Source organism: Sphingomonas sp. GW821-FHT10F11, from assembly GCF_058809095.1.
Window position 1 is genome coordinate 567,630 of the sequence record NZ_JBXASH010000002.1, and the last position, 26,443, is coordinate 594,072.

Annotated in this window: 28 protein-coding genes; 8 read left to right on the plus strand and 20 right to left on the minus strand. The window is 65.2% G+C overall.

Annotation, left to right across the window (positions count from 1 at the left end; all coding sequences use genetic code 11):
• Positions 1-34 precede the first annotated feature (34 nt).
• The 5 genes from AC1RT8_RS08995 to AC1RT8_RS09015 form a co-directional block, all read right to left on the minus strand.
• Entirely contained in the window at positions 35-838 is an 804-nt protein-coding gene (locus AC1RT8_RS08995) for a nucleotidyltransferase domain-containing protein (RefSeq protein WP_493075269.1), read from the minus strand.
• Entirely contained in the window at positions 838-1,563 is a 726-nt protein-coding gene (locus AC1RT8_RS09000; protein WP_493075270.1) for an HAD hydrolase-like protein, read from the minus strand. The genes AC1RT8_RS08995 and AC1RT8_RS09000 overlap by 1 nt, the downstream gene beginning before the upstream one ends.
• A 1-nt stretch (position 1,564) precedes the next feature.
• Positions 1,565-2,125 carry an EF-hand domain-containing protein gene (locus tag AC1RT8_RS09005; RefSeq protein ID WP_493075271.1) on the minus strand — a complete coding sequence of 187 codons (561 nt, stop codon included), beginning with the start codon at positions 2,123-2,125 and terminating at the stop codon, positions 1,565-1,567.
• Positions 2,126-2,411: 286 nt separating this feature from the next.
• Positions 2,412-2,933 (minus strand): hypothetical protein, encoded by a 522-nt coding sequence (locus tag AC1RT8_RS09010; protein WP_493075272.1) that lies wholly within the window; start codon positions 2,931-2,933, stop codon positions 2,412-2,414.
• A 69-nt stretch (positions 2,934-3,002) separates the two neighbouring features.
• The gene (locus AC1RT8_RS09015) at positions 3,003-4,286 is read right to left on the minus strand and encodes a BNR-4 repeat-containing protein (RefSeq protein WP_493075273.1); all 1,284 of its coding nucleotides are present in this window, start codon (positions 4,284-4,286) and stop codon (positions 3,003-3,005) included.
• Between the two features lie 323 nt (positions 4,287-4,609).
• Between AC1RT8_RS09015 and AC1RT8_RS09020 the strand changes: the two genes are divergently transcribed.
• Positions 4,610-5,488 carry a S1C family serine protease gene (locus AC1RT8_RS09020; RefSeq protein ID WP_493075274.1) on the plus strand — a complete coding sequence of 293 codons (879 nt, stop codon included), beginning with the start codon at positions 4,610-4,612 and terminating at the stop codon, positions 5,486-5,488.
• Positions 5,485-5,853 carry a response regulator transcription factor gene (locus AC1RT8_RS09025; protein WP_493075275.1) on the plus strand — a complete coding sequence of 123 codons (369 nt, stop codon included), beginning with the start codon at positions 5,485-5,487 and terminating at the stop codon, positions 5,851-5,853. The genes AC1RT8_RS09020 and AC1RT8_RS09025 overlap by 4 nt, the downstream gene beginning before the upstream one ends.
• A gap of 58 nt (positions 5,854-5,911) precedes the next feature.
• Here AC1RT8_RS09025 and queA read toward each other — a convergent pair whose 3' ends face one another.
• From queA to AC1RT8_RS09075, 10 genes are all read right to left on the minus strand, one after another.
• The gene (queA, locus tag AC1RT8_RS09030) at positions 5,912-6,937 is read right to left on the minus strand and encodes a tRNA preQ1(34) S-adenosylmethionine ribosyltransferase-isomerase QueA (RefSeq protein ID WP_493075276.1); all 1,026 of its coding nucleotides are present in this window, start codon (positions 6,935-6,937) and stop codon (positions 5,912-5,914) included.
• A 34-nt stretch (positions 6,938-6,971) separates the two neighbouring features.
• Positions 6,972-7,706 carry a peptidylprolyl isomerase gene (locus AC1RT8_RS09035; protein WP_493075277.1) on the minus strand — a complete coding sequence of 245 codons (735 nt, stop codon included), beginning with the start codon at positions 7,704-7,706 and terminating at the stop codon, positions 6,972-6,974.
• Between the two features lie 157 nt (positions 7,707-7,863).
• A complete protein-coding gene (gene coaD / locus AC1RT8_RS09040) occupies positions 7,864-8,364 on the minus strand; it encodes a pantetheine-phosphate adenylyltransferase (protein WP_493075576.1) in 501 nt (166 codons plus the stop codon).
• Positions 8,365-8,446: 82 nt separating this feature from the next.
• Positions 8,447-9,130, minus strand: coding sequence for a glycoside hydrolase family 25 protein (locus AC1RT8_RS09045; RefSeq protein ID WP_493075577.1), 684 nt, complete (start codon positions 9,128-9,130; stop codon positions 8,447-8,449).
• On the minus strand, positions 9,127-10,023 hold the full coding sequence (locus AC1RT8_RS09050) for a polyprenyl synthetase family protein (protein ID WP_493075278.1): 897 nt from the start codon (positions 10,021-10,023) through the stop codon (positions 9,127-9,129). The genes AC1RT8_RS09045 and AC1RT8_RS09050 overlap by 4 nt, the downstream gene beginning before the upstream one ends.
• Positions 10,024-10,027: 4 nt before the next feature.
• Positions 10,028-10,267, minus strand: a complete 240-nt coding sequence (locus tag AC1RT8_RS09055) for an exodeoxyribonuclease VII small subunit (protein ID WP_493075578.1) — start codon at positions 10,265-10,267, stop codon at positions 10,028-10,030.
• A gap of 244 nt (positions 10,268-10,511) precedes the next feature.
• On the minus strand, positions 10,512-12,215 hold the full coding sequence (locus AC1RT8_RS09060; RefSeq protein WP_493075279.1) for a long-chain-fatty-acid--CoA ligase: 1,704 nt from the start codon (positions 12,213-12,215) through the stop codon (positions 10,512-10,514).
• A gap of 39 nt (positions 12,216-12,254) precedes the next feature.
• Positions 12,255-12,452: a hypothetical protein gene (locus AC1RT8_RS09065; RefSeq protein ID WP_493075280.1), complete on the minus strand. Its 198-nt coding sequence runs from the start codon at positions 12,450-12,452 to the stop codon at positions 12,255-12,257.
• A gap of 56 nt (positions 12,453-12,508) precedes the next feature.
• Positions 12,509-14,203, minus strand: coding sequence for a GGDEF domain-containing protein (locus tag AC1RT8_RS09070; protein WP_493075579.1), 1,695 nt, complete (start codon positions 14,201-14,203; stop codon positions 12,509-12,511).
• Positions 14,204-14,359: 156 nt separating this feature from the next.
• A complete protein-coding gene (locus tag AC1RT8_RS09075) occupies positions 14,360-14,941 on the minus strand; it encodes a hypothetical protein (protein ID WP_493075281.1) in 582 nt (193 codons plus the stop codon).
• Between the two features lie 190 nt (positions 14,942-15,131).
• Here AC1RT8_RS09075 and AC1RT8_RS09080 point away from each other — a divergent pair, with 190 nt between their 5' ends.
• The gene (locus AC1RT8_RS09080) at positions 15,132-16,934 is read left to right on the plus strand and encodes a hypothetical protein (RefSeq protein WP_493075282.1); all 1,803 of its coding nucleotides are present in this window, start codon (positions 15,132-15,134) and stop codon (positions 16,932-16,934) included.
• Between the two features lie 18 nt (positions 16,935-16,952).
• Here the strand turns inward: AC1RT8_RS09080 and AC1RT8_RS09085 are convergent, their stop codons facing one another.
• Positions 16,953-18,347, minus strand: coding sequence for a hypothetical protein (locus tag AC1RT8_RS09085; protein ID WP_493075283.1), 1,395 nt, complete (start codon positions 18,345-18,347; stop codon positions 16,953-16,955).
• The gene (locus AC1RT8_RS09090; protein ID WP_493075284.1) at positions 18,331-18,639 is read right to left on the minus strand and encodes a hypothetical protein; all 309 of its coding nucleotides are present in this window, start codon (positions 18,637-18,639) and stop codon (positions 18,331-18,333) included. Before AC1RT8_RS09090 ends, AC1RT8_RS09085 begins: the two co-directional genes overlap by 17 nt.
• A 216-nt stretch (positions 18,640-18,855) precedes the next feature.
• Between AC1RT8_RS09090 and AC1RT8_RS09095 the strand changes: the two genes are divergently transcribed.
• Both AC1RT8_RS09095 and AC1RT8_RS09100 read left to right on the plus strand, forming a co-directional pair.
• Positions 18,856-19,380, plus strand: a complete 525-nt coding sequence (locus AC1RT8_RS09095) for a rhodanese-like domain-containing protein (protein WP_493075285.1) — start codon at positions 18,856-18,858, stop codon at positions 19,378-19,380.
• A 92-nt stretch (positions 19,381-19,472) separates the two neighbouring features.
• Positions 19,473-19,919: a UrcA family protein gene (locus tag AC1RT8_RS09100; RefSeq protein WP_493075286.1), complete on the plus strand. Its 447-nt coding sequence runs from the start codon at positions 19,473-19,475 to the stop codon at positions 19,917-19,919.
• 55 nt (positions 19,920-19,974) lie between these two features.
• On the opposite strand, the gene clpA is transcribed toward AC1RT8_RS09100, so the two are convergent.
• Together clpA and AC1RT8_RS09110 are read right to left on the minus strand one after the other, a co-directional pair.
• On the minus strand, positions 19,975-22,290 hold the full coding sequence (gene clpA, locus AC1RT8_RS09105; protein ID WP_493075287.1) for an ATP-dependent Clp protease ATP-binding subunit ClpA: 2,316 nt from the start codon (positions 22,288-22,290) through the stop codon (positions 19,975-19,977).
• A 124-nt stretch (positions 22,291-22,414) separates the two neighbouring features.
• Positions 22,415-22,612, minus strand: a complete 198-nt coding sequence (locus AC1RT8_RS09110) for a DUF1192 domain-containing protein (RefSeq protein WP_493075288.1) — start codon at positions 22,610-22,612, stop codon at positions 22,415-22,417.
• Between the two features lie 76 nt (positions 22,613-22,688).
• On the opposite strand from AC1RT8_RS09110, the gene AC1RT8_RS09115 reads away from it, so the two are divergent.
• Positions 22,689-23,690, plus strand: coding sequence for an NAD(P)H-quinone oxidoreductase (locus tag AC1RT8_RS09115; protein WP_493075289.1), 1,002 nt, complete (start codon positions 22,689-22,691; stop codon positions 23,688-23,690).
• Positions 23,691-23,718: 28 nt separating this feature from the next.
• Positions 23,719-24,309 carry a hypothetical protein gene (locus tag AC1RT8_RS09120; RefSeq protein ID WP_493075290.1) on the plus strand — a complete coding sequence of 197 codons (591 nt, stop codon included), beginning with the start codon at positions 23,719-23,721 and terminating at the stop codon, positions 24,307-24,309.
• Between the two features lie 93 nt (positions 24,310-24,402).
• Here AC1RT8_RS09120 and AC1RT8_RS09125 read toward each other — a convergent pair whose 3' ends face one another.
• A complete protein-coding gene (locus AC1RT8_RS09125; protein ID WP_493075291.1) occupies positions 24,403-25,677 on the minus strand; it encodes an acyltransferase family protein in 1,275 nt (424 codons plus the stop codon).
• Between the two features lie 97 nt (positions 25,678-25,774).
• Between AC1RT8_RS09125 and AC1RT8_RS09130 the strand changes: the two genes are divergently transcribed.
• Complete coding sequence (locus AC1RT8_RS09130; RefSeq protein ID WP_493075292.1) at positions 25,775-26,392, plus strand: glutathione S-transferase family protein; 618 nt, start codon at positions 25,775-25,777, stop codon at positions 26,390-26,392.
• Positions 26,393-26,443: the final 51 nt, after the last annotated feature.

Sequence of the window (26,443 nt, forward strand, 5' to 3'; positions counted from 1 at the left end):
TTTGATGCTGCCAATACTTGACGATGTCAAGTAATCACGGCGGTGCGAAGCGCTCCAGCATCTCGTGAAAGGCCGTATCCGCCGCCGCCTGCGACCGGACGTCGATCAGGCCCTTGGGCTCCGCCTCGGCGATCTTGTATTCGGCCTCGACGAATGCCTCGATCTCAGCGGGCATCGGCGCCAAGCCGAGTTCGCGCGTCTCCGCCTTGCGCGCGATGAGATCGGCGATGATCGCCCGGAACTGCGCCGGCGGCTCGCACTCGGCGATCAAGGTCGGGAAATGCATCGGCGGCGTGGCGCCCGGATGATGGCGCATCCAGCGCAGCACCGCGGCCGGGCGCAGGATGTAGAAGAGCCGCTTGATCGCGATCCCGTCTTCGTCGCTCGCGCGTTTCCACTGCTGCATGCCGAGATGGAGATAGTGGCGCCTGACCAGCGGAAGCGGCGCATGGGCGTCGGCAAAGGCGAGCAGGGCATCGCGAAAGGCCGGATCGCCGCGATAGACGATCGGCGAGCGCAACCATTCGATCGCCACCGCATTGCCCTTGACGATCAGCCGCAGGGCCTTGGCGACATCCCATCCATTGACGTCGAGCAGCCCGTCGAGCGGCGTCTCGATCACGTCGCGCTTCGGCCAGAGGGTGAGATAATCCTGCCGCCGCCGGACATAGAGGAACCGGCAGTCATAATCGCTGTCGGGCGAAGCGAAGCCCCAGGCGCGGCTGCCGCTTTCGATCGCCAGCGGCGTGGCGACCCGATCGTCGCGCAGGATCGCCTCGAGCCGCGCATCGATCGCCGCGACGGTCGCGGCATCGAAATCGCCAGGGATCGATCGCATCAGTCCTGCCGCTGCTCGTCGCCGCTCGCGCGCACCTCGCCCAGCAACAGCCGGGCGACCTCGTCGGGATGCTCGAAAAACAGGTCGGGCCCGGCATTCGTCAGCGCCTCGCGGTGCGCATAGCCCCACAGCACCGCGCCGGCGGTGACCCCGGCCTTGCGCGCGGCGGCGATGTCGCGCGTCTCGTCACCGATCGCGATCGCCTCATAGGGCTCGACATAGGCGCGGCGCAGGACCCGGCGATAGCGTGGCGCCTTGCCGAACAGGGACGCGCCGCATTCGAACCAGTTGATCCGCGCGACATTGGCGGGCCCCAATATCGCCCGCGCGTTCGCCTCGGAATTCGAGGTGACGAGCGCGATCTTGAACCCCGCATCGGCCAGGCCCCGGAGCAGCGGTTCGACCCCGTTGAACAGCGCGATCTTGTCGGTCTGCTGGGCGAGCAGCGCATGGAGATAGCGGCCGATGCCGGGCAGCTTCCAGCGCGGGATGCCGAGATAGCGGATCACCTCGCGGCTCGTGCGGCCGCGCAATATCTCGACTTCCTCGGGCGTGACCCGGCGGAAGCGGAAACGCTGGGCGAGTTGATCGGACATCGACAGGAACCAGTCGCCGCTGTCGGCCAGGGTGCCGTCGAAATCGAAGATCACCAGCCGATAGCGGCGCGGCGCCCCGTCCGGAGCGGCGCTGCCCTTGGGGCCATCCGGGGTGGAGCAGAAATTCATCTTACCGCTTGGGTTTCTTGCCGCGCGGGTCCGGGCGATCGCCGATGGCCGTGGCGCGGATCGTCAGCAGCTCGGCGCGGGTGATCGCGCCGTCCTTGTCAGCGTCGAAACGGGCGAACAGCGATTCGAACTGCGCCTGCAGCTCGGCCAGGGTGATGCGGTTGTCGCCATCGGTGTCGACGGTGAAGGGGCTGGGCAGGGCGTTGCGATCGCCCAGCCACAGCAGCGCCCAGTCGCTATAGCCGATATAGCCGATCGATCCGCTATGCGCGGTATCGATGGCGGCGAAGCTGCGTTGCACACAGGCCTGCAGTTCGGTGCGGGTGACCTTCGCGTCGCCATTCGCATCGCACGCCGCGATCATCACCGCGACCGGCTCGGCGACGATCGTCGCGGGCGGCTGACCGCCCGGGGCGGCGGAGATCGGCGGGCTGCCGCCGGACGGGAGCGTGACCGGCACCCTTTGCCGCGCGTCCTGCGCGGCGGCGGGAGGCGTGGCGAGCGGGCAGAAACCGAGAAATGCCCCGGCGGCGGACAAGCGGATGGCGGAAAGGGCTTTCACGGAATCGGCACGCTCGCTCAACCAGGGGTGCTGAACCGATAGCCGGATTCGGGCGGCTGGCGATAGGTTGTTGTGCGGTGCGGCGGACGAAGGGGTGGGCATGGTTGAGGTTTAGGATGGAGAGGGGGTGGGTTGAATCGAAGCGGTTTGTTGGGAATGTCAGTAGGGTTGCTGACATTTTGCGGTGGGGAGATTCAGTATAAGATAATGATATTTAATAATATTATTCAAAACGCGCTCATCGACCAGCGGTACATTGCCCTTGTTGAACCGGGCCCCGTACAGGCTAGCATTCCGGGTCCGAGCAGCGCGTGACCGAAGATCCGTCGGCAGCGACTGCGGGCGCATCGGGGATGAGGACTGACTTGGGCTGCGCCTCGCCGGCTAACCCCTCCTGTCCGGTATCGACGGGAATGCTGGACAGCGCGAACCGACGATCGCCCTTGGCCGTGGCGACCGTGACGGAGCCGGATTTGACGTCTTTCAGGCGCCAGCCGGGGCGCAATTCCTGTCCGAGCATCACGGTGCGGGCAGTGCCGGCTGCAAGCTGGAACGTCGCTGAGGATCGTGCGCCATCCATCATGACCCGAGTCAGGATCGGATCAGGTTCGGCTTGGGGGACTGACTCCGGCACGGACTGCGCCACGTTCATGGCGGAAGGGACGATCACGATCCCCGATTCCGCGGACGGGGTATCTCTCGAATGCGGCGCGAACAGCAGGATCAGGATGCCCAGCGCCGCGGCCAGCGCAAGGGACGCCACGGCGATCGATGATCGGCCACCTGCCGGTGCCGGGCTTCTGTCCATCACGTCCTTGCTCCAGCGTTTTCGATCCAGATGCTCCGGCGGACATCCAGCCGCCGGAGCATTTTCTCATCAGGGCAGGGTATTGCCGACGGTGACGACATAGAGTCGGCCGCGGTCGGCATCGATTTCCGTCGGCGCGGCGGCGTAGATCACGTCCTCGGTGCTGGTCTTCAGCACGCCTGAAATACGCGAGACGCCAGGCTGGCCGGTGGCGAGCGCATAGGGGACATAGCCCGGGCTTTCCGCTCCCATCAGTCCGACGCCGGACACGGTGAAATAGACGCGGGCGCGTGTCCCGTTGTGCGTCGTCTCGACCGCCGCTGGGACGTTGTCGGTCGCGGTGAAGATCTTCACCTTGTCAGCCCAGGCGCTGCCGTTCCAGCGCAGGCGATACACGTCATAGTCGAAGGCATTGGCGCCGCCGTCGGTGCGGTAGCGATACGCCACGCTCGGCCGGTTGAGGTGATCGACGGTGAGCCCCGCGGCCTGGATGCCGATCCCCGTATCCGAATTATTCCACAGCTCTCCGGTGGAAAGGCCCTGATAGACCAGATTGGCGGTGGTGCGCGTCACCGGCAGGGTGACCGCGGTGCCGTTGGCGGTACGCCATTGGGCGGCGGCGACGTCATATTTGATATAGGAGCCGTAATGCCGCAGCGCCCTCGGCATGCCATAGGCCCATTCGAAAGCGAGGTGGACATTGCCGGCGCTGTCGACCTGCAGATCGTCCGGATAGACATAATTCCCCGTTTCGCGCGCGAACACGGCGGTCTTCGACCAGCTATTGGCGGTGTTGTTCCAGCGATAGAGTTCCCCCTGGCCGGCGCCGCTGAAGTGATTGCGGATCATCAGATAGATATCGCCGTTCGGAGCATGCTCGGCGATCGGATAGGTGGCGCCGACGGTGCCGGGCATCTCGCCGACGCGGCGCAGCGTCGCGGAGGGGTCGTTTGGCGCGCTCGAGCGGAAATAGCGCCAGTCGTCGACATGATGATCGGCCCAGACATGGATATAGCCGTCGCCATCGACGGCGATGGTGGGCTGATCATGGCCGATATCGTCGGGATGGCTCCAGATCGCCCCGAACTGGTCCTTGAGCGATCCGATCACCCAGGCGCCGTTGCCGACCTTCACGCCGATCTTGACCTGATGGGTCCCCGCCGCGGTGCCGGGCGCATTGAACGCGACATAAGTGGTGTTGCCCTTGACGACCATCGGTCGCCACCAGGCCGCCTGGTTGGAGGAATCGGTTTCGGCGGGGACCTGCTCGACAGTCACCTGGGCCTGGGCTCCAGCGGCGAGCAGGGGCGACAGGCACAGCGCCGCCGTCAGCGCAATCGAATGAACACGCATTATCTCTCTCCTGATTTGTTCTCAGCTTATCGGGTCGTTCAACTCCTTGAGTTCACGCTACAAACACGCCTTGCCTGGAATGTGCCAATTATAGCAACAATACTGGGCCTTTTAGCGAAGAGAAATTACGTCATAGCCCTTATCCGCGCAAGCCATTGTTGCTTGATTAGCTCTATAGAGCTCGACCGCGCAGCGCCATTCAATCGTCGCCGGGTTGACGTGCTCGAACGGCCGGTCCGTTCAGGCGGAGAGGACCTACCCGGCCGGGCAGTAGCGAAGCACCGAGGCGACACCCTATCTCCGCGTGCACAGGAGATTTGCCCATGGCCACCACCGCATCGACTTTCGCCGAGCTTTCCGCGTCGCTCGCCGACCTCGCCGCCGCTACCACCCCCTCGATTGTCGAAGTCCAGTCGCATCGCTCGCTCGCGAGCGGCTTCGTCTGGCGCGAGGGGTTGGTGATCACGCCGGACGAGACGCTGGCCGACGAAGGCTCGATCGACATCGAGGAGTCCGACGGCACGGTGCGGAACGCGACGCTGGTCGGTCGCGACGCGGCAACCGATATCGCTCTGCTTCGGGTCGAGGGTCTCAAGGCTCCAGTGGCGACGCTTGACAACCTGGCCGTCCGACCCGGCGCGCTCGCGCTGATCGTGGCGGCTGCCGACAGTGCGCCGCTGATCGCGTTCGGCGGCATCGCCGCGGTCGGGCCCGCCTGGCAATCGATGCGCGGCGGTACGATCGACGCACGGATCGAGCTTGACCTGCGGCTGCGGCAGCGCGCCGAGGGCGGCCTCGCCGTCGACGGGGCCGGCGGGGCTTTCGGCATGGCAGTGCGCGGCCCGCGCGGCCGGACGCTGGTCATCCCGGCGGCGACGATCGATCGGGTCGCGGCGCAGTTGTTCGACCATGGCCGGGTCCCGGTCGCCTATCTCGGCGTCGGCCTGAAGGATGTCCCGCTGGACGACGGCGGCCATGGCGGCATGGTGATGACGCTCGACCGCGACGGACCGGCGGCACGCGCCGGGCTGCACCAGGGAGATATCATCCTGTCCTGGGCTGGCGTTCGGATTCCGCATGTCGGTGCTCTCCTGCGGACGCTGCGCACGACACCGGTCGGTTCCGAGGTTATTCTGCTCCTTCGGCGCGGGGGCGCATCGCTGGAGGTGAAGGTGACGATCGGGGATCGGCCGGAACGGTGAGCATTCGCGATCCAGCAACGGGTCTGCGCCTCGCCATTCGCGTCGACGAGCCGGCGCTTGCCGCCCGGCTTGCCGACATCCTGAGTCGGGTCCCGGAACTACGGATCGCCGGCGCCGGTGAAGCGTCGGACCTGATCCTCAGCGCATCCGACGCGGGTGAGAACGGGTTCGAGCTGACGCCGCGCGAGCGCGACGTGATCGCGCTGCTTGCCGAAGGTTTGTCCAACAAGGCGATCGGCCAGCGGCTCGGCATTTCGCCGGACACGGCCAAATTCCATGTGGGCCGACTGATCGACAAGCTCGACGCGACCGGGCGCACGGATGCGGTGGCCCACGCGGCGCGGCGGGGAATCATCCAGCTCTAGGACGACTCCGGTGCGGACGCGGCCTCCTGCTTTCGCGACCTCGCCGACCAACTCCACCTCACGGCAGCAACAAGGATCCATCCCCGTACGAATAAAACCGATACCCCGCCCCAATCGCATGGGCATACGCTGCCTGCATCCGCTCCAGCCCCATCAGCGCGCTCACCAGCATGAACAGGGTCGATTTCGGCAGATGGAAGTTGGTCACCAGGCCGTCCACGCCCTTGAAGCGATAGCCGGGAGTGATGAAGATCGCGGTGTCGCCTTCGAAGGGACGGATCGTCCCGTCCTCGTCCGCCGCGCTCTCGATCAGGCGCAGGCTGGTGGTGCCGGCGGCGATGATACGGCCGCCATTGCGACGTACCTGGTTGAGGCGCTCCGCCGTCGCCACCTCGATGCGGCCCCATTCGGCGTGCATGCGGTGGGCGTCGGTATCCTCCGCCTTCACCGGCAGGAAGGTGCCCGCGCCGACATGCAGGGTCAGCGTCGCATGGCCGATGCCGGCCGCGGCCAGGCTCTCCATCAGCGCGGGCGTGAAGTGCAGCGAGGCGGTGGGCGCGGCGACCGCGCCCTTCTCCGCCGCGAACATGGTCTGGTAATCCTCCGCGTCGCGCGCATCGGCGGCGCGGCGGGCCGCGATATAGGGGGGCAGGGGCATATGGCCGGCGCGCTCCAGCAGCAGCTCGACCGGCTCGTCGCCCGCGAACGTCAGGGCCAGGCTGCCATCCTCGGCCTTGTCGCTCGCGACCGCGCTGACGCCCGCGCCGAAATCCACGCTGTCACCCTCGCGCAGGCGCCGGGCATTGCGGATGAAGGCGCGCCAGCGGCGCGGGCCTTCGCGCTTGTGCAGCGTCGCGCCGATTTTCGCATCACCGCGTCGGCCCTCGAGCTGGGCGGGGATCACGCGGGTGTCGTTGAAGACCAGCAGGTCGCCCGCGCGCAACTGTCCGGGCAAGTCGGTCACGGCCAGGTCGCGCGTGGCATCGCCGTCAAGCACCAGCAGCCGCGCCGAATCGCGTGGTGAAGCCGGCCGGAGCGCGATGCGTTCCGGCGGCAGATCGAAATCGAAGAGGTCGACCTTCATCGTATCCTCGCTGCCCGCGTGGAGCGGGCGGCGCTTATTTCGCCTTTGCCTTCGGGGCAGGAGCCTTGGGCGCCGGCTTCTTCGCGCCCGCCGGTACCTTCACCACCAGCGGCGCGGCGGGTACGTCGGTCAGCGACAGGGTCGGCGCGACCACTACCGGCGCGGGCGGCGGTGCCGTGTAGGCCGGGGGATTGTCCGACCCGATATAGGCGTGGAGGATCCTGGTGGGGTTCGCCGGCGGCTCGCCGCGCTGGATCGCGTCGACATAGTCCATGCCCTCGATCACGCGGCCGAACACGGTGTATTTATGATCGAGCGTCAGGCGCGGCTGGAAGACGATGAAGAACTGGCTGTTCGCGCTGTCCTCATTGTCGGCGGTGCGCGCCGCCGAGACGGCACCGCGCACATGCGGCAGGAAATTGAACTCGGCCTTCATGTCGGGCAGCGTCGATCCGCCGGTGCCGTCGCCCTTGGGGTCGCCGCCCTGCGCCATGAAGCCGTCGATCACGCGGTGAAAGGCCAGCCCGTCATAGAAATGCTGGCGGGTGAGCTCCTTCACCCGGTCGACCATCTTCGGCGCCGCATCCGGGCGCAGCCAGATGACCACGCGGCCGCCGGTCGACAGGTCGAGATACCATAGATTCGCCGGATCCCTGGTGGGGATCGGCGCGCGTCCCGCGACCGGGGTATCGAGGTTCTGGGCGGTCGCCGCGCCCGTGACGAAAAGGGCGGATACACACGCGATCAGGCTGGCAATAAAACGCATCATATCCCCGTAACATCCTGGCCCTGACACTTCGGGCCCGTAAGGCGTTGCAGCGCGCTTAGAGCAAATCCCCGCTTGCGCCAATCTGAACATCCCGCTGCAAACCGTCCTCTTCCGACGCAACCGTGGCGCTCGTGTGGCAGGCGCCGAGGAAATCGCGTCAGCTGCCCTTGCGGCCGATCTTCTCGACCCGGGCGGCAACGTCCGCGGCGACATTGGGGGGGACGAACCGGTCGATCGGCCCGCCATAGAGCGCGATCTCCTTGACCAGCCGGCTCGCGATCGGCTGAAGCGAGACGTCGGCCATCAGGAACACCGTCTCGACGCGCGGATTGATCTGCTGGTTCATGCCCGCCATCTGATATTCATATTCGAAATCGGCGACGGCGCGCAGACCGCGCACGATCACCCGGGCGCCCTCGCGCTCGGCGAAATCCATCAGCAGCGAATCGAAGCTGACGACATGGATTTCCCCGCCGATCCCGGCCACCTCGCGCTGGACCATCGCCATGCGCTCGTCGAGGTCGAACATCGGCGATTTGGACGGATTGGTCGTCACGCCGATGACGAGCCGGTCGACCAGCTTCGCCCCGCGCCGGATGATGTCCATATGTCCGAGCGTGACGGGATCGAAAGTGCCGGGATAGACGCCGGTACGGATGGTCATGTCGACTGCCTTTGCCAAGCACGGGAAGATCGAGAATGGGTTCGGGAACGGGGACTGCGGGGGCGGCGTGCAGGTGTCAAGGCCGCATCACGTTCCAATCGACCCGGCCGGTGATGCCGCGGACGCGGCGAAAGCTCGAAGCCTGCCAGATCGCCCAGGGGCGGGCGCCCCAGTTCGGCTCGAGCACCAGCCGGCGCAGCCAGAGCGGGCGGTTCACGCGGGTGCCGAGGCCGTAGGCGGCATCGAATTCGCGGGTGAGGTAGAGCGTGACCGGCTGGCCGAACCGCGCCTCCACCGGGCGTATGAAGGCGGCCAGCTCCGTCATGAGCGCCGCGATCGATGGGCGCGCCGCGCAATTGCCGCCGAATTCCAGGTCGATGACCGGCGGCAGTGCGGTGGGGTCGATCGGCACGGTGGCGATGAAATTGGCGGCCTGGTCGGCGCCGGAACGGCACAGGGTGAAGAAATGATAGGCCCCGCGCGCGATGCCGGCCCGGCCTGCGCCGGCCCAGTTCTCGGCGAAGCGCCGGTCGCGATGGTCGCCGCCCTCGGTCGCCTTGATATAGGCGAAGTCCACCTGCTGCGCGGGTAGCGCCGACCAGTCGATGATGCCCTGATGATGCGAGACGTCGATGCCCTGGCGGGGATAGCGCCATGCCGAGGGGCGCCAGTGCAGCGCATATTGCCAGGCGCCGACCGTGATCGCCGCGATCAGCAGGACCGCGGCAGTGATCCGCCAGAGCGGGCGGGTCCCGGTTATCGGTCGCGTTCCAGCGTGAAGCGCGCGATCTGGCGCAGCAGGTCCGCCTCGGCGCCGAAGCCCTGAAGATGCTGGATTGCCTGATCGACCAGCATCCGGGCCTGTTCGCGCGCGCGGGCGACGCCGAGCAGCGACAGAAAGGTTTCCTTGCCCGCACCCTCGTCCTTGCGCAGCTTCTTGCCGGCGGCCGCCTCGTCGCCCTCGACGTCGAGCAGGTCGTCGGCGATCTGGAAGGCGAGGCCCACGTCGCGGGCATAGCCGCGAAGCGGCGTGCGGCCGTCCGGTGCAATACGGCCGAGGATTGCGCCTGCCTCGACCGAACAGGCGATCAGCGCGCCGGTCTTCATCGCCTGAAGCCGGGTGACGGTCGGCAGGTCGAAGCTCGCTTTCTCCGCCTCGAGGTCCATCATCTGGCCGCCCGCCATGCCCGAAGGGCCAGCGGCGCGGGCCAGGTCGAACACCAGTTCGCTCCGCACGAAGGGGTCGGGGTGAGTCGCCGGATCGGCAAGGATCTCGAAGGCGAGCGCGTGGAGGCAATCGCCGGCCAGGATCGCGGTGGCCTCGCCGAACATCTTGTGCACGGTCGGCTTGCCGCGGCGCATATCGTCATCGTCCATCGCGGGCAGATCGTCATGGATCAGCGAATAGACATGGATGCACTCGATCGCGGTCGCGACGCGGCCGGCGCAATCGCGGTCGACCCCGAACAGCCGGGCGGTGGCGAAGACCAGCAACGGGCGCAGCCGCTTGCCGCCGCCGATCGCCGCATGCCGCATCGCCCGGTACAGATCGGCACGGGGATCGTCGGGAATCGCCAACAGGACGTCGAGCCGCCGGTCGACATCGGCGCCGACCTGGGTGAGCGCCGCCTGCAGCGACAGGGACGCCGTCATCGGATCAGCCCGCGGCAAAGGGCTGGGTGCCGGCGGCGCGGCCTTCGCTGTCCAGCCGGATCGCCTCGATCCGCGCCTGCGCGGCGTCGAGCCGGTCGGCGCAGCGGCGACGCAGCTTGTCGCCGCGTTCGTACAGGCTGATCGCCTGGTCGAGCGGCGCCTCGCCGGTTTCCAGCCGCGAGACGATCGTCTCCAGTTCCTTCAGCGCGTCCTCGAACGACAGCTCTTCAATGGGTTTCTCCATCATGCCGCTATGCGGCAGGCGGGCGAGGGGGGTCAAGGATGGGTGCTTGCTATCCGCGTCGGAAAAGGGCGGAGGCGGAATGGCGTCCTGATGCGGTCGCTGGAAATTTCCGTCATGCCGGACTTGTTCCACCGTTCCGCATGTATTGCGGCTGTGAAGTTTGCGGCACGGTGGACCCCGGAACAAATCCGGGGTGACGGGAGGAAGTGGGTCGGGCTCACGGCGATGTCGCGAGTAAGGTTCGTTATCCGACGCTTGAAGCCGCCTTAGCCATCACTTCGGCCACCAGATCCTTGCGGCTGAGCTTGCCGATCATCGTCTTGGGCATGGTCAGCCGGATCACGACCTGGTCGACCCGCTCGTGCCGGCCGATCTGGGGATTGAGCCAGTCGCGCAGCTCCTCGCCGGTCGCGGTCGCGCCGTCGTTGAGGGTGACATAGGCGCGTGGCTGCTCGCCGCGATACGGATCGGGCAGGCCGATCACCATCGCTTCCTTCACGTCGGGATGATGGTGCAGCACTGCCTCGATCTGGCTCGGGAAGACCTTGAAGCCGGAGACGGCGATCATGTCCTTCAGCCGGTCGACGATCTTGATGAAGCCGTCAGCGTCGATCGTGCCGACATCGCCGGTGCGCAGCCAGGTCCGCCCGTCCGCATCGGTGATGAACACGTCGCCATCGGCATCGGGCCGGTTCCAATAGCCCTTCATGATCTGCGGGCCGGTGGCGATGATCTCACCCGGCTCGCCTTCGGGGGGAGGGCGGGTCGGATCACCCTTGTCGACCAGCCTGACCCAGGTGCCCGGGATCGGCTGGCCGATCGTGCCGGACTTGCCTTCGCCCTCATAGGGATTGGCCGAGATCACGCCCGAGCTTTCGGACAGGCCATAGCCCTCGACCACCGCCGAGCCGGTCGCCGCCTCGAACCTGGCCTTGAGCTCGGCCGGGAGCGGCGCACCGCCCGAGATGCAGACGCGGAGCGACGAGAAATCGGTCGCGGCCAGTTTCGGATGGTCGAGCAGCGCCTGATACATGGTCGGCACGCCGGGCAGGGCGGTCGCCTTGGTGCGGTCGATCGCCGCCAGCACCTGGCCCGCTTCGAAGCGCGGCAGCATCACGATGCAGCCGCCGTTGAGCACGGTGCGGTTGAGCACGCAGGTATTGGCGAAGACATGGAACAGCGGCAGCACGCCGAGGATTCGGTCGGCCTGGTTCGGATGCGGATCGAGCCCCATCACCTGGCGCGCATTGGCGCTCAGATTCTGGTGGGTCAGCATCGCCCCTTTGGGCGTGCCGGTGGTGCCGCCGGTATATTGGATCAGCGCGACGTCATTGACCGGATCGATCGCGGCGGTGGGGTGAACGCCGTCATTCGCGATCAGCTCGGAAAAGGCCATGATTCGGGGGTCATGCGGCCGCTTGGTCACTTCGCTGCGCTTGAACAGCCGGTAGAGCACCGATTTCGTTGCCGGCAACGCGCCTGCGACCGATCCCACCACAAGCCGCTCCAGGCTCGACCCGTCGAGCACTTCGAGCGCGGTCGGCAGCAATGCGCTGGCCGAAAGGGTGAACAGCAGCTTCGTCCCCGAATCGGCGACCTGATGCTCAAGCTCGGCGGGCGTATAGAGCGGCGAGAAATTCACCACCGTCGCGCCGAGCTTGAGGATGCCGTAATAGGCCGCGAGATAATGCGGCACATTGGGCAGGAACAGGCCGATCCGGTCGCCCGGGCCATAGCCCAGCGCCTTAAGGCCGGTCGCGACCCGGTTCGCGCCGTCGAGTGTCTCGGCATAGCTGTAATGCCGGCCGAGGAAATCGATCAGCGGCGCAGTGCCGCTCCGGGCCGCCGCTTCGTCGAAGAACGCGACCATCGATTGTGGCGGATAGGCGCTGTCCCAGCGCGTGGGGTGGCGATAGGAATCGCGCCAGGCGCTTTCGGGATCAGTCATTGACAGGAGTGTAAGCAGCGGTCCGGCACGGTGCAAGCGTCAGGCGAAGCGCTTTTCGGTCCAGGTGATGAGCACCGAGATCGCCACCAGCCCGAAATCGATCGCCGCCTGGAAGCTGCGCGGCGCGCTGTCCCCCCGATCATGGGTGAGGATGCGGAGGTCGGCCGAGGGATGGCGCGCGGCCATGATCAGCAACGCGGCCGCCGCGATGATCAACCCAGTTCGACGATTACGCATCGCATGACTCCCGTGCCGTCTTCCATAGGCTCGAGGGAGTGTCGGGGCAAGCGACGTCAGGCGGCGATTCGCCCCTGATTCCGGGTGCAGCGCGCCCGGTCGCGGCCCGCCGCCTTGGCTTCGAACAGCGCGCGGTCGGCGCCGCGATACAGCGCCTTCCAGTCGGTTTCCTTCGTCAACGGGCCGCTGCAGGTCCCGATGCTTGCCGTCACCGACAGGTCGTACGGCATCCGCGCGGCGCGCAGGCGCGCGAGGATGTCTTCGGCCTCGACTGCCAGCCCGACCGGCGTGATGATCGCGAACTCCTCGCCGCCGATCCGCGCGACCAGCGCCTCGGCGGGCACCGACTGGCGCAGGGTGCGGGCGAACACGCGCAGCACCTCGTCGCCGCCGTCATGGCCGATCGTTTCGTTGACCCGCTTGAAATGGTCGATGTCGGCCAGCAGCAATATCTGCTCGCCTTCCCGCCCGATCGCGTTGCGCAGAAAGGCGCGGCGATTGAACAGACCGGTCAGCGGATCGGTGTCGGCCAGCAGCCGCGCCGCGATCTCCTGCTCGCGGGCTTCGTCGCGTTCCAGGCTGAGCAGGCGAATGCGATAGGCGATGGCGAGGCTGGAGAAGAGCGCCTCAACTGTCATCGTCAGGATCGTCGAATTGTCGAGCCAGAAGCTCCAGCTGATCGCATTCAGGGAACTGGCGATGCGGAAGGCGGCCAGCACGATCGGCGCGGCCCAGGCGATCGCGAACATCCACAGATAATTGCTCCGCGTCCGCCAGCCGCGCCACAGGATCGGCACGACGATGCCGATCTGGGCGATGAACACGAAGGAGAAGAATTTGTCGAACAGGGTGATCTGCCACGGCGCCAGAGTCGCCAGCAGCGCGACCGTGGTCAGCATCAGGACGCAGATCACATTGCTTGCCCTGGCCAGCCAGCCGGCGAAGACGCGCGGTTCGAAGAAGGTGCGGGCGAACAGCATCGCCGCGACCGCCGCCAGGCCGAGCGAGGCATAGTTGATCCGCAGCCGATCATTGTTGACGATGTCAGGCCAGGCCCAGGCCAGCGCGCCCGACGACGATGTCGCATAGACCATCAGCGCGAGCAGCATGCCGCAATAAGCGAGCTGAAAACGGTGGCGCAGCGCGCCCCATAGCGCGAGATTATAGACGAGCAGGGCGACACACAGCCCGGCGAACCCGGCATAGACCGATCCCATCACCAGGTTCGCATTGGCGCTTTCCGCCGGCGTCGCGATGCGGGCGCCGACCAGGATACCGCGCAGATTGGCGGCGCCCTCGACATGCCAGAGCAGCCGGACGAGCGGCGCGCTGCGCTCGGGCAGCCCGCGCTCGATGATCGCGCCGAGCTGAAGATGCCGGGTCGCGGCCCGGCCGTCGGTCACCGCCGAGACGATCGTTCCATCGGCATAAAGTGCATGGAGCGTAACGCGTTCCTGCCACAGGCTGCCGATGCGGATATCGACCGCGCCGGTCGCGCGGACCGGGGCGGAGAGGGCCCAAAAGTCACCCGAACCGAGCTTGGTCTGGCGGACCTTGCAGTCGAAGCGGGCGGGTTCGGCGAACAGGGCGCGCGGTGCCATGCCCGGCACGGCACGCGCCACGCATATCGCGACCGGCCGGCCGGCGAGCCCGGTCTGCGCTTCTGCCGGCACCGCGCCGGCAAGCGCGGAGACGAGCAGCGCGCCGATCAGCGCCAACAGACTGAAAACCCACCCCTTGAGCATGGGCATGGTGTACACCGGAGATGGCGAACAGAAGGTAAAGGGCGGAACATAGCTGGATTACGCCTCGGGGCAGGTGTCCTCGGACCAAACCATCTCTATGATGACCTCAGGCCCTCGCCAAGATCGCTCGACCCGAGTTCTTCCATCATGGGCCATTGGAATCTAACGGGGATCGATCTCGGGACCGCTGTCCAGCGCCAGCCGTCCAGTGTTCGAGAATCCCATTGTCTCCCAAAATGCGATCGCGTCGAAGCAGCGCGCTGCCTTGCCAAGCGGCGAGTTAAGGAACCGTACCATCCGGACCCAGAGGGCAGGGTTCCAGCTTTCGACGATGTCGCTCAATTGCCGTTTCCAGGCATTGTCGTTCTGGGTCAATACGATCCTGAGGCTCTTGTCGAAGCAGCGCGCGACAAGCTGGGGTTCATCAAGCGATCGCAGGATCAGCGCGCGCAGGGCGATGACGTAAAGAAGTGACTGAGCAGCGAAGAAGCGATGATTGCCGCGCAGGTCCGGCTCATATTTGGCCTCGGCCGCCTCAAGATGGTTGATCGCCGACCAGAGCACGCTTCTTTTGTCCGACGCATGATCTGCATCCTGCAGTGCCCCCGATGCGGCGCGCAGATCATAGGATACGAGCAGGTCCGCAAGGTCCTGTTCGATGAACTGGCGCAGCCGGCTGGCTCCCCTGGCAATTCCGATGAGGTCCATAATCCTCCGTCTTCGGCGTGCCCAGCTGTCGGTCAAAAAAATGCAGCGTCAGCCTAACTTGTTGGCGCGACGGCAAAAGAACTTTAGGTGGGCAAATGCAAGCAGGCGATTATTTAAGGAGATAAAGTAAAAACAGACCGTGTCATGACAGTTCGATGATATCATGCTCGCAACAAGGCTCCCCAGGACAGGATAGGAACGAACTAACAGCATTCGGAGGTATGGCATGCCCGCGACAACTGCTCGCCCTGTGTCCTCGCCCTCATTGGCGCCGATAGCGGGCGTTCTCGCCGCCATCGCCCTGGTCGCCGCTGTGTTCTCCCTAGTACAGACTCAACGTCACTACAGCGCTGCAACCAAAGCATATCCCTGGCTTCACTGGGCCGATGGGCAACGCACCCTGGCGGATCGCTTCAGGTTCGCCTTCTCCAGCACGGAGCAAGTCGCGACCGAGCTGGCGCCGGCGGCGGTTCTCGGCATCGATGCGCTGCCGCTCGACTTCACGCTCGAGAGCAAGCCGTCCGATGGGGTTGAGCTGATCAAATCGCTGAACGGTATCAACGAGGCCTGTGCGATGAGCAATGTGTCTCTGCCGCAATGCGGTGAAGCTGCGGTCGCGCGACGCCATGCACACCTTGGACAATCCCTGGCCGCGATTCCGCTCAAGGATGACTATTGGATCGAGCGCAAGGGTTCTGTCCTGGCATTCCTCCAGCTAATCGAGACATCGGTGAAGGTATGCGGACTGACGCCCTACCGCACTGAGACCGCTTTGCTGGTCCGCCCCGTCGATGGCTATGGCAAGAACGGCGTCACGGGGTGGAAGAGCCTGGCCCCAGGCGAATGTCAGCAGGTCGATTTTGGAAAATACCATTATACCCCAAAGATCTACGCTCATAGCCGCGGGGCCGACAGTAGCGCGATCGGGCTGCTGCGCGAGGATGCGCGCTATGCGGCGACCTGGCAAGGACGCGACGTCGCGTGGGGCGGGGTCGGCATCGGTTCCGAGCGCAGCTGCGCCGGCGCCGTCGGCGATGAGCCCCAGGCAGCGCGATGTGGCCTGTTCGATGCACCATTGGGCTTCCGCGCCGTCGAAACGAAAACGAGCGAGGGCGTCGCGCAGGCTACCTGGCTGATCGCTGATCCGGGTCTGTGTTCCCCCAATTGTGCATGGGGCGAGGCAAAGGACGGCTTGCCGATCGACGGGCTGCAGCGGAACGCTGCCGGGCTGGCGACGCTGCTCACCATGCGCAAGGCGTACCGCGAGCAATTCGGGACCGTCCAACCCTATGTGAACGGGATCGAGGTCAACGACGACAATGGGCAATATCGCGAGGGCGTGCGCGTGATCGTGGCGGCGGCGCAGACGCCCTTTGGCGTCGGAAGCCCGTTTCGGGTGGGGGATGTGATCACCGAACTCGCCGGAGTCCCGATCTTCAGCGGCGAGGATCTGAAGCTGGCGCTTGCTCAGTTCATCAGGACCTCAGGCGCGGACAAGACCTATCGCTACCAATATTGGCGGTTCGACCCGAAGCGCGGCGAGGCCGTCAAATTTGAGGCGACCGGCACGGCCTATTTCGACGCCGACTATTGGCTAGCCCATGGCTATTCCGGGTCGGAGGTCCGCGCCGTGGTGGAGGGCGCCCTCAATGCGCTCTCGTTTGGATGGTACCGATGGTTCGGATGCCTGGTTAAACGCGTCTTCCAGGTCGTGCCTTCTTTCACGGCCTGCAATATCGCGGCGGCCAATGAGTGGATGCTGATGCGCCAGCTTTATCCCGATTATTATTCCTGGGGTGGGGTGCCCGCGATGCTGTTCTCGCCCATCCAGGTCGTGCTTTCGGTCGCAAACATCACGGTCTCGGCGGCAACGGGGTTGATCATCGAGTTGCTCGAGTCCGGCATGTCGGTTGCGGCCGAGATGGCGCCTGGCCAGGGCATCGAGATCACCGCGCAGCAATTCGCCCTCTCGGTGGTGGAAGGACGGGTGGCGGCTTTCGGCACCGCGCTGATCCGCCCGGGCGTCTGATCGGGGGCCTTGGCAGGATCAGAGTTCGGCGAGCTGCATCGCAACGAATCCGACCTTGGGCAAGGTGGACGAGAAGCTTCGCCACCCGTCTCGCAGTTCCTGCCGTTCCAGCGGGGCGAGTTCAGTATCGAGCAGCTTCGGGAACTGCTGCTCGAGCTGGTCAGATGCTGCGCGGATACGGGCACAGGCGCCCAGCAAGGTCACCTCAAGCGTGTCGCCCAGCTGGCGCATTTCCGGGACCGTCGTCGGCAGCGCGATCGCGGGCCGGTCCCTGATATAGGTATAGAAGGCAACGCGCCGAAAGATCGCCCGAACCATCGCCGTCTGGTATCCGAGCGTGTCGGGATCCTCCCCATAGCGAGCTTTGATCGCGTCGGCCTGATCCGACACGACCTTGACCTCGTCCTCGCCCATCGCTTCCATCCGCTCGGTCGGGAGCGGCGCGTACAGCGTCCGGAGTTCCTCGCGCATCTGTGCCCTCAGCGTCCGTTCGCGCACGAGGCTGTCGATCGCGCCAAAGGCGAACATGCAGTGCAGCGTGCGCATGATATCGAGGCACAGGAAATGCGCGTGGTTCGGACCTCCGCCGGTCAGTTGGAGAAGGCGCTCGAACCCGTAGATGTCACAAAAGCATTCCTGCAATAGGTCGAGGTTGCCGAATGCTGCGCGTAGCGGCTCGAGCCGGCGCGCGCGCTGCAGCAGCGTCCAGGCGTCGGCCTTTTGGAGCAACTGGCGCTCGATCGAATAACTGTCGCCCGGAAATTCGACAAAGAGGTAGCGATTGAGATATTGCTCGACCGACGCAAAGAGGTCGTCCTCCTCTTCCTTCGAAAGGTCGAGGTCCTCCATCTTGTAGTCGAGCGCGGCGGCGAACACCTTACCGATCCCGGCGACGCTGCCGCGCACCATGTTGAGCAGGGCGCTGTCGATCTTCGTCGCGGCGCCGAAAGCCAGATGGCCGAGTTCGTGCCCGAGGATCAGGCGCTCGACGGTCACGTTCGCCGCGTAGGCTCTGGCAGACTCCACCTCCGGAACTGGCCCAAGGCCCTTGCGGCTCTCGGCGATGAACTGGTTAAAAATGTCCGCCTCGGCGCCGAGGCCAGCCATGTTGAGCCGCAGGATGTAATATTGCTCCAGGACATAGAGCGGCCACCGGTCGCCCCACTCGAACGCCGACGCGAGCGCGGTGATCCAATGCGCCTCCGTGGAATCGATGACGATCGCGCTGACGCCGGCGACGTTTAGAGCCTGGCTCCTCGCCTCGATCGAGGTGATCGCGCAGATATAGGCCTCATCGAGGTGAAGCAGCGCGTCGATCCCCGTGACTGGCCAGATCGACACCCGGCCGGTGAGCAGGGTGCGGCTGCTCTCTAGCGCGAGTTGGACGAGTCGCTGCTTACGGCTTGAGATCATCTTTGACCACGTCGAGCGCCTTCAGGATCGCCGCTTCGGAGACACCCTCGATGGTCATTCCCTTATATCGAAATTTGATTGCCTGGCCCGCCTTGATGCGGGCTATCAGAACGTCGCCGATCTTTTTGATGAGGGGAACGGAGAGCGCGACGAAGAGGACTGAATTGGCGTCGAGGCCGCCAAAGCCGGAGCCGCTGGTTTCGACGGCGTCCTCGGACAGCTCGATGAGTTCGTGGCTCAATTCAGAAAGATGCGGCGGAATGACGATTTCGAGTGCCTCGGCGCCAATCATCGAATCGCTCCCTCCAGATCAACCGGACGTCATGACTAGCAATGCCCGCTGGGTCCCGCACGCGTTGTCGTATGCATTGATTGATATCACCCATCTTAATTTCGAGTCGGAGATTTGGTCTTTGGCCAGTTCTCCGCCCCCAATCGGCCACCGACCGTTCAGCCCCGATCAAGCCCGGAGGGCGCACCCGGAAGATCAGTTTCGGGAGCGATCGCCATGCGTATCTCTTTTGTCCTCATCATCGGCCTGTCCTGGCTTGCCGCCGCTTCTCCTGCGGGCGCGCGGGAGCCGACGCCGATCGCGCTCGGCGCGAATCCGCTGATCGACTATTCGGGTTATGTCGCCCTGACGAAGAAGGTCGGCCCCTATCGCGCGAAACGGCTGCTCGGCCTTGGGGAATTCCGCCAGCGTGCCGCCGCCGAAGGGGCATTGCTGCTCGACGCGCGCTCGGCCGAGGCGTTCCGGCGCGGGCACATCGAAGGCGCGGTGAACCTGCCCTTTTCCGACTTTACCGCAGAGAGCCTCGCGCAGGTCGTGGGGACCGACCGTACCAGGCCGATCTACATCTATTGCAACAATAATTTCCGGAACAATGTCGCACCGGTGATGACCAAGTCGATCCAGCTCGCGCTCAATATCCAGACCTTCGTCAACCTGGTCGGCTACGGTTATCCCGAGGTGTGGGAACTGGGTGAGGCGGTCGACATGAACGATCCGGCGATCGGCTGGGTCCGCGGATAGGCCGCTGTCCGAAGGCGGGACAGGGGTAACGCTTGTCTTTCCGCCTGCCCGCGCTTCTACTGTTAACCATCTTCGACGGTAGGAGACGGACCATGATCCGGGGATTGCTGCTGTTCGCCGCGATGGCGGGGCTGACGACGATGGCCCATGCGTATGATCGCTACGAAACCCGTTCGATCGCCGTTCCTGCCATCGATCTCGACCTTTCGACCAGCGCCGGCGTCGCGGAACTCCATCGCCGCGTCGAGCGCGCCGTGAACCGGATCTGCGAGGGCGACCGGGATTGCCGCGAAGATGCCTGGGCGAGCACCGAGGAACAGGCCTCCGCCGCGATCGCGCGCGACCGCTGGATGCGGCGCCTTGCCCGCGAACGCGAGGCGGAGCTGCGCGCCTGCGGCCGCTATGGCTGCGCTCCGCCGCCGGAACCCGTTCATTATCAGCCACCACCGCCACCGCCGGTGCCCTCCACCGTCACCATGCAGGGCGGCACGACCGTGACGGTCGTCGTCCAGACCAGCCCCGGCTATTACCTGCCCTGATATGAAAAAGGCCGCGGCATTGCTGCCGCGGCCTCTTCATCGGGTGGACTGACGCTTATTTGGCGTCGACGCTTTCCGCCTTGCCCTTCTTCTTCGGCTTTTTGGGCGGCGCGGGGACGATCTCGAACGCCAGGGCGCCGTCCTTCATCTTCACGCTCACCTCGCCACCATGGACGAGCTTGCCGAACAGCAGCTCCTCGGCCAGCGGTTGCTTGATCTTCTCCTGGATCAGCCGGCCCATCGGCCGCGCGCCATAGAGCTTGTCATAGCCCTTGGTGGTCAGCCACGCCTTGGAGTCGTCGTCCAGGCTGATGTGCACATGACGGTCGGCCAGCTGAAGTTCGAGCTGGAGGATGAACTTCTCCACCACCCGCGCCACGACTTCCGGCGGCAGATATCCGAACGGCACGATCGCATCGAGCCGGTTGCGGAATTCCGGCGTGAACATCTTCTGCACCGCCTGCTCGTCCTCGCCCTCGCGGGAGAGATTGCCGAAGCCGAGCGTCTCGCGGGCCATGTCCGACGCGCCGGCATTGGTCGTCATGATCAGGATGACGTTCCTGAAATCGACGGTCTTGCCGTGGTGGTCGGTCAGCTTGCCGTTGTCCATCACCTGCAACAGGATGTTGAACAGGTCCGGATGCGCCTTCTCGATCTCGTCGAGCAGCAATACCGAATGCGGCTGCTGGTCGACCGCGTCGGTCAGCAACCCGCCCTGATCATAGCCGACATAGCCGGGAGGCGCACCGATCAGCCGGCTGACCGAATGGCGCTCCATATATTCCGACATGTCGAAGCGCTGGAGCGGGATGCCCATGATCGAGGCAAGCTGACGCGCGACCTCGGTCTTGCCCACGCCGGTCGGGCCGGTGAACAGGTAATTGCCGATCGGCTTGTCGGGGTCGCGCAGGCCAGCCCGGCTGAGCTTGATCGCGGAGGCGAGCTTCTCGATCGCGGCATTCTGCCCGAACACGACCCGTTTGAGATCGGTGTCGAGGCTTTCCAGTGCCTTGGTGTCGTCGGCCGAGACCGATTTCGGCGGGATGCGCGCCATCGTCGCGATCACGGCTTCGATCTCGCGCGTCGTAATGGTCTTCTTGCGCTTGCTCGGCGGCACCAGCATCTGCATCGCGCCGACCTCGTCGATCACGTCGATCGCCTTGTCCGGCAGCTTGCGGTCGTTGATGTAGCGTGCCGACAGCTCGACCGCCGATTTGATCGCGTCGGGGGTGTATTTGACCTTGTGATGGTCCTCGAACGCGCTGCGCAGCCCGGTCAGGATCTTGACCGTGTCCTCGATCGTCGGCTCGTTGACATCGATCTTCTGGAAGCGCCGCAGCAGCGCACGGTCCTTCTCGAAGTGGTTGCGGAACTCCTTGTAGGTGGTCGATCCGATGCAGCGGATCGTGCCCCCCGACAGAGCCGGCTTGAGCAGGTTGGACGCATCCATCGCGCCGCCGCTGGTCGCGCCCGCACCGATCACGGTGTGGATTTCGTCGATGAACAGGATCGCGTCGGGCAGCTTCTCCAGTTCGTTGACGACCGCTTTCAGCCGCTCCTCGAAATCGCCGCGATAACGAGTGCCGGCGAGCAGCGCCCCCATGTCGAGCGAATAGATGACCGCGGGCAGCAGCACCTCGGGCACGTCGCCCTCGACGATTTTCCGCGCCAGGCCTTCCGCGATCGCCGTTTTACCGACCCCCGGATCGCCGACGTACAGCGGGTTGTTCTTCGAGCGGCGGCACAGGATCTGCACGGTGCGATCGACCTCGGGGCCGCGGCCGATCAGCGGATCGACCTTGCCGTTCTTCGCCTTCTCGTTGAGGTCGACGGTGAACTGCTTGAGCGCGCTTTCGCTCTTGCCCTTGCCCTCGGGCTTCTGGGTCTTCTCTTCCTCGGCGCCCTTCACTTCGCGCGGCTCCGGGGCGGCGCCACCCTTGCCGACGCCATGCGAGATGAAGCTGACGGCATCGAGGCGGCTCATGTCCTGCTGCTGGAGGAAATAAACGGCATAGCTCTCGCGCTCGCTGAACAAGGCGACGAGCACGTTCGCGCCGGTCACTTCGTCGCGGCCCGAGGACTGGACGTGGAGGATCGCGCGCTGGACGACGCGCTGGAAGCCGGAGGTGGGCGAGGGGTCGGTCGCGGCATCGACCTTCAGCGCTTCCAGCTCGGTATCGAGATAATGGGCCACGGTTGCCTTGAGCTCTTCGAGGTCGACCCCGCACGAGGTCATCACCTTGGAGGCATGCTCGTCGTCGATCAGCGCGAGCAGCAGATGTTCGAGCGTCGCATATTCGTGGCGCCGCGAGGACGCGGCTTCAAGCGCCTTGTGGAGGGTTGTTTCCAGCGCGGATGCGAAAGAAGGCATTAGTTTACTCCATGCGGACCGCAACGAGACGGACGGCCCTTTCCTCTTATGTCGGAAGGCAGGGCGCCCGCATCAAGCACTTGACGAACGCTCCGGCCTGATCGCCGTGCCGGAGCCTCGCCGCTCATCGCTTGAATAGATCGTTGGCGCTTGCCCTGTGGTTAACGGCGCGCGTCAACCGGGTCTTCGTTCGGACGATTTCAGCCTCGAGCGCCTCGATCCGTGCCTGGCATTCCTCGACCGACAGGGGATCGAGGTCTTGCCGTGCAAGCTCGGTAAGCGGATCGCCCGCTTTTCGCGCGAGAATCTCGTCCGGGTCCATGGCATGGAACGTTGACCCGGCAGGCCGCGATGTCAATAAGGCCGGGCTATTCCGCGACGGGGGGCGGGCGGATTCTATGGTTAACATTCCGACGGTGATGCAGGCAATCGACCCCGAGGCTCCCGGCGGGCCCGAGGTGTTGCGCCTGGTCGAGCGCCCCGTGCCGATACCCGGCGGGGGCGAGGTGCTGATCCGCGTCGCCGCCGCCGGCGTCAACCGGCCCGAGGTGATGCAGCGCAAGGGCCTGTATCCGCCGCCGCCGGGTGCACCCTCGATCCTCGGCATGGAAGTCAGCGGCACGATCGTCGCGGTGGGGGAGGGCGTCCAGCCCGAGCTGGTCGGCCAGCCGGTCTGCGCGCTGATAACCGGCGGCGCCTATGCCCAATATGCCGTCGCGCCGTACGGCCAGTGCCTGCATGTGCCCGAGGCGCTGTCGATGGTCGAGGCGGCGGCGATGCCGGAAACGCTCTTCACCGTCTGGACCAATTTGTTCGAGCGCGGTTACGCGAGCGAGGGCGACACGGTGCTCGTGCATGGCGGCACCAGCGGGATCGGCACGATGGCGATCGGTCTCGCCAACCTGTTCGGCCTGACCATCATCGTCACCGCCGGATCGGACGGGAAATGCGCCGCGGCAAAGGCCCTGGGGGCCGATCATGCGATCAACTACAAGACGCAGGATTTCGTCGCCGAGGTGAAGGCGATCACCGGCGGCAAGGGCGTCGCGGTGGTGCTCGACATGGTCGGCGGCGATTATGTCCCGCGCAATCTGCAATGTCTCTCCGATGACGGCCGCCATGTCTCGATCGCGGTGCAGGGCGGGCTGATGGCGACGATCCCGATCTTCGAGATCATGCGCCGGCGCCTGACCCTGACCGGCTCGACGCTGCGCCCGCGCGACACAGCGTTCAAGAGCCTGGTTGCCGACGAGCTGGCGCGCACCGTCTGGCCGCATGTCGAGGCGGGGCAGCTCAGGCCGGTGATCGACCGGACCTATCCGCTTGCCGAGGCACCGGCCGCGCATGAGCGGATGGAATCGGGCGACCATGTCGGGAAGATCGTGCTGACGATGGAGTAGGCGCCGGCTCGTTTTTTGGGGGAAGAATATGGCTAAGAAACATCCCGTGATCAGGCGCGACGAGACGATCCGCAGCGTGCTGCTCGGCATGCTGGTGCTCGCGGTCGTGACGGTGCTGCTCCTGTCCGATCGTCCCCTCATCATCGGCGACCGGGCGTGGGTGATTGCCGGCGCCGAGATCCCGGCGGGCAAGGGGCCGGCCCATTTCAATGCCAGCCTCGACACGTTCGGAGTGCACATCATTAAGCTGCGGCATCGGCCGTCCTTCGCGCCGAAGGCCACCCTCCCTGTCGAGGGACGGGAATCCTACGAGCTGCCGACGACGCTGCGGTTCGGCTATTCGATCATCGAGACCGATATTCTCGGCATGCCCTTCGTGCCGCGCAAGGATTACGGCCATGTCATCTATATGGAGACGCCGACCGAGTTCATCGCGGCGCCCGTCACCGACGACTATCTGAAGCAGATGAAATTCCCCGCGGACAAGCCGCTCAGTCTGCTCGCCTATTCCTGGTGGAATCATCTGTGGGGCTGGCTGTTCGTGGTCGCCGCGGCCGGCATCGGCTGGTTCGAACTCGGCGCGCTGCGCCGCCGCCGCGAGGCGCTCGACCTGATCTAGGCTTCCAGGGCCAGTCGGACTCACCTCGTTCGAAACGCTATGGGTCCGCAAAAGCTGCCATGCGGTTACCGGCCCTGTAGCGGAGGTTGCGAACTAGGTCCGCCTGGTCAAAAGCCTCGACGCGAGCCAGCGCCTGACCGGCTCGTCGAATAACTTGAGCGACGCATACGCCACCGTGACGGCAAGGATGAACACGCCCAGTCCAGCCAATGCCCCCTGCGAAGGGGGGATCTTTCGGTCGATCACCCAACCGGTGTACATATAGATCAGCGGGTAATGCGTGATGTAGAGCGGATAGGACAAGTCGCCGAAGAACCGCGCGACCCGTACCGACGGCCCATCGGCCCCCTTCTCACCAGCGCCGATCGCAACGATCAACGGGAACAGCAGGATCACGCAGCCGGCCTCGTACAGCCCGTTGACCCAGAGCCGCTCGGTGCCCCCGAAGCGAGGCAGCGACAGGGCGACGATCAGCATCAGGCTGCAAAGCCAGAAAGCGCCGGGCAGCCGGATCCGCTTGCCGAGCCGCATCAGCAGGATGCCGCCAAAGAACGGGAACATCACGCGCGTGAAGCCAATCATGATGCCCTGGGCGTCGAGCGACCAGCCGCCGATCAGATCACCCCGCTTGCCAAGGACGAGGAGGAGCAGGAGCGCAACCGCGGACAGCGCAACCAGCACGCCGAGGCCGCGATTGGACAGCCTTCGCAGCCCGACCGCGTACAGGACATTGGCGCAATATTCGTAGAACAGCGACCATGCCGGGCCGTTGAGCGGGTAGGTTTCATCCCATCCGCGGATGTCCGCCGATTTGGGCAGCGGGATCATCGCGCAGCCGATCAGCATGACGAGGATGACCTGCCAGGTGGAGCTACCCGCAATCTTCGGGAAAATGGTCCAGTCCTGGAACAGGAACAGTGCCGCGCCGATCACGCTGCCCAGCACCACCATCGGCTGGAGCCGGACCAATCGCCGCTTGTAAAACGCCCATTGTCCCATGCGTCCCCAGCGATCGTCATAGGCGTACGCAATCACGAAGCCCGACAGCAGGAAGAAGAAGTCGACTGCCAGATAGCCGTGATTGATGATCTGCTTCTGCGGATTGTTGCCGGCATAGGCTTCGAACAGGTGGAAGACGACCACCAGAAGCGATGCGACGCCGCGCAGGCCGTCGAGAATAACATAGTGGCTCTTCGCTGGTGCCGTGGCGTCGGTCGAGGTTGCGGCGGCGCTGATCGGCATGTTCATCCATCGCTGGCAGTGGCAAGGCGTATTGTGAACGTTCCCAAGAAGGATCGCAATATGCGTTCGAAAGTCGGATTTCAGCCAATCACGACCTGGTTTGACGCAGGTAGCCGTCGCGCGCACGGGCGATCGACAAGGGCTGCTTGTCAATCGCCCGCTGCATTTGATTTGACGCTCGGCGCGGGGCCGCCATGAAGGCGGCAACAAAGGGGAGCGCCACATGTCCAGCCTGATCCTCCACGAATATGCCGCGTCGGGAAACTGCTACAAGATCAGGCTCACCGCCGCGCATCTCGGCATCCCGCTCGAACGCCGCGAATATGACATCATGAAAGGCGAGACCCGGTCCGAGGCGTTCCTGGGCGGCGTCAACGCCAATGGCCGAATCCCGGTGCTCCAGGTCGGCGACGATTATCTGCCCGAAAGCGGTGCGGCCTGCCTCTATCTCGCCGACGGATCCCATCTGATCCCGCACGACCGCTACGACCGCGCCGACATGTTCCGCTGGATGTTCTGGGAGCAGTATAATCACGAGCCCAGCATCGCGACTCTGCGCTTCTGGCGCCTGTTCATCGGCGAGGCCGGCTTGAACGACCTGCAGCGCGCGCAGATTCCGGCCAAGCAGGCGGCGGGCGAAGCCGCCCTCGAGCTGATGGACGACCATCTGGCCCAGACGCCCTTCTTCATCGGCGACCGGCTGACGCTCGCCGATATCGCGCTCTATCCCTATACCCATGTCGCGGAGGAGGGCGGTTTCGACCTTTCGCGCTACCCCGCCGTCCGGCTCTGGCTCGCCCGGGTCGCGGCCGAGCCGCATCATATTGCGATGAAAGCGTAACCCGCCTTTCACATAACGGGAATCAAGCTGTAACATAAAGCGGCCATAGCG

What these genes read in the sequence shown, in the direction of transcription:
- AC1RT8_RS09055 (WP_493075578.1), bottom strand. Translation starts at nt 10,267, where the DNA reads ATGGAGAAACCCATTGAAGAGCTGTCGTTCGAGGACGCGCTGAAGGAA.
- AC1RT8_RS09095 (WP_493075285.1), top strand. Translation starts at nt 18,856, where the DNA reads ATGCGTATCTCTTTTGTCCTCATCATCGGCCTGTCCTGGCTTGCCGCC.
- AC1RT8_RS09020 (WP_493075274.1), top strand. Translation starts at nt 4,610, where the DNA reads ATGGCCACCACCGCATCGACTTTCGCCGAGCTTTCCGCGTCGCTCGCC.
- AC1RT8_RS08995 (WP_493075269.1), bottom strand. Translation starts at nt 838, where the DNA reads ATGCGATCGATCCCTGGCGATTTCGATGCCGCGACCGTCGCGGCGATC.
- AC1RT8_RS09065 (WP_493075280.1), bottom strand. Translation starts at nt 12,452, where the DNA reads ATGCGTAATCGTCGAACTGGGTTGATCATCGCGGCGGCCGCGTTGCTG.
- AC1RT8_RS09115 (WP_493075289.1), top strand. Translation starts at nt 22,689, where the DNA reads ATGGTTAACATTCCGACGGTGATGCAGGCAATCGACCCCGAGGCTCCC.
- AC1RT8_RS09035 (WP_493075277.1), bottom strand. Translation starts at nt 7,706, where the DNA reads ATGATGCGTTTTATTGCCAGCCTGATCGCGTGTGTATCCGCCCTTTTC.
- AC1RT8_RS09050 (WP_493075278.1), bottom strand. Translation starts at nt 10,023, where the DNA reads ATGACGGCGTCCCTGTCGCTGCAGGCGGCGCTCACCCAGGTCGGCGCC.
- AC1RT8_RS09085 (WP_493075283.1), bottom strand. Translation starts at nt 18,347, where the DNA reads ATGATCTCAAGCCGTAAGCAGCGACTCGTCCAACTCGCGCTAGAGAGC.
- AC1RT8_RS09110 (WP_493075288.1), bottom strand. Translation starts at nt 22,612, where the DNA reads ATGGACCCGGACGAGATTCTCGCGCGAAAAGCGGGCGATCCGCTTACC.
- AC1RT8_RS09120 (WP_493075290.1), top strand. Translation starts at nt 23,719, where the DNA reads ATGGCTAAGAAACATCCCGTGATCAGGCGCGACGAGACGATCCGCAGC.
- AC1RT8_RS09100 (WP_493075286.1), top strand. Translation starts at nt 19,473, where the DNA reads ATGATCCGGGGATTGCTGCTGTTCGCCGCGATGGCGGGGCTGACGACG.
- queA (WP_493075276.1), bottom strand. Translation starts at nt 6,937, where the DNA reads ATGAAGGTCGACCTCTTCGATTTCGATCTGCCGCCGGAACGCATCGCG.
- AC1RT8_RS09000 (WP_493075270.1), bottom strand. Translation starts at nt 1,563, where the DNA reads ATGAATTTCTGCTCCACCCCGGATGGCCCCAAGGGCAGCGCCGCTCCG.
- AC1RT8_RS09060 (WP_493075279.1), bottom strand. Translation starts at nt 12,215, where the DNA reads ATGACTGATCCCGAAAGCGCCTGGCGCGATTCCTATCGCCACCCCACG.
- AC1RT8_RS09070 (WP_493075579.1), bottom strand. Translation starts at nt 14,203, where the DNA reads ATGCCCATGCTCAAGGGGTGGGTTTTCAGTCTGTTGGCGCTGATCGGC.
- clpA (WP_493075287.1), bottom strand. Translation starts at nt 22,290, where the DNA reads ATGCCTTCTTTCGCATCCGCGCTGGAAACAACCCTCCACAAGGCGCTT.
- AC1RT8_RS09015 (WP_493075273.1), bottom strand. Translation starts at nt 4,286, where the DNA reads ATGCGTGTTCATTCGATTGCGCTGACGGCGGCGCTGTGCCTGTCGCCC.
- AC1RT8_RS09090 (WP_493075284.1), bottom strand. Translation starts at nt 18,639, where the DNA reads ATGATTGGCGCCGAGGCACTCGAAATCGTCATTCCGCCGCATCTTTCT.
- AC1RT8_RS09010 (WP_493075272.1), bottom strand. Translation starts at nt 2,933, where the DNA reads ATGGACAGAAGCCCGGCACCGGCAGGTGGCCGATCATCGATCGCCGTG.
- AC1RT8_RS09080 (WP_493075282.1), top strand. Translation starts at nt 15,132, where the DNA reads ATGCCCGCGACAACTGCTCGCCCTGTGTCCTCGCCCTCATTGGCGCCG.
- AC1RT8_RS09130 (WP_493075292.1), top strand. Translation starts at nt 25,775, where the DNA reads ATGTCCAGCCTGATCCTCCACGAATATGCCGCGTCGGGAAACTGCTAC.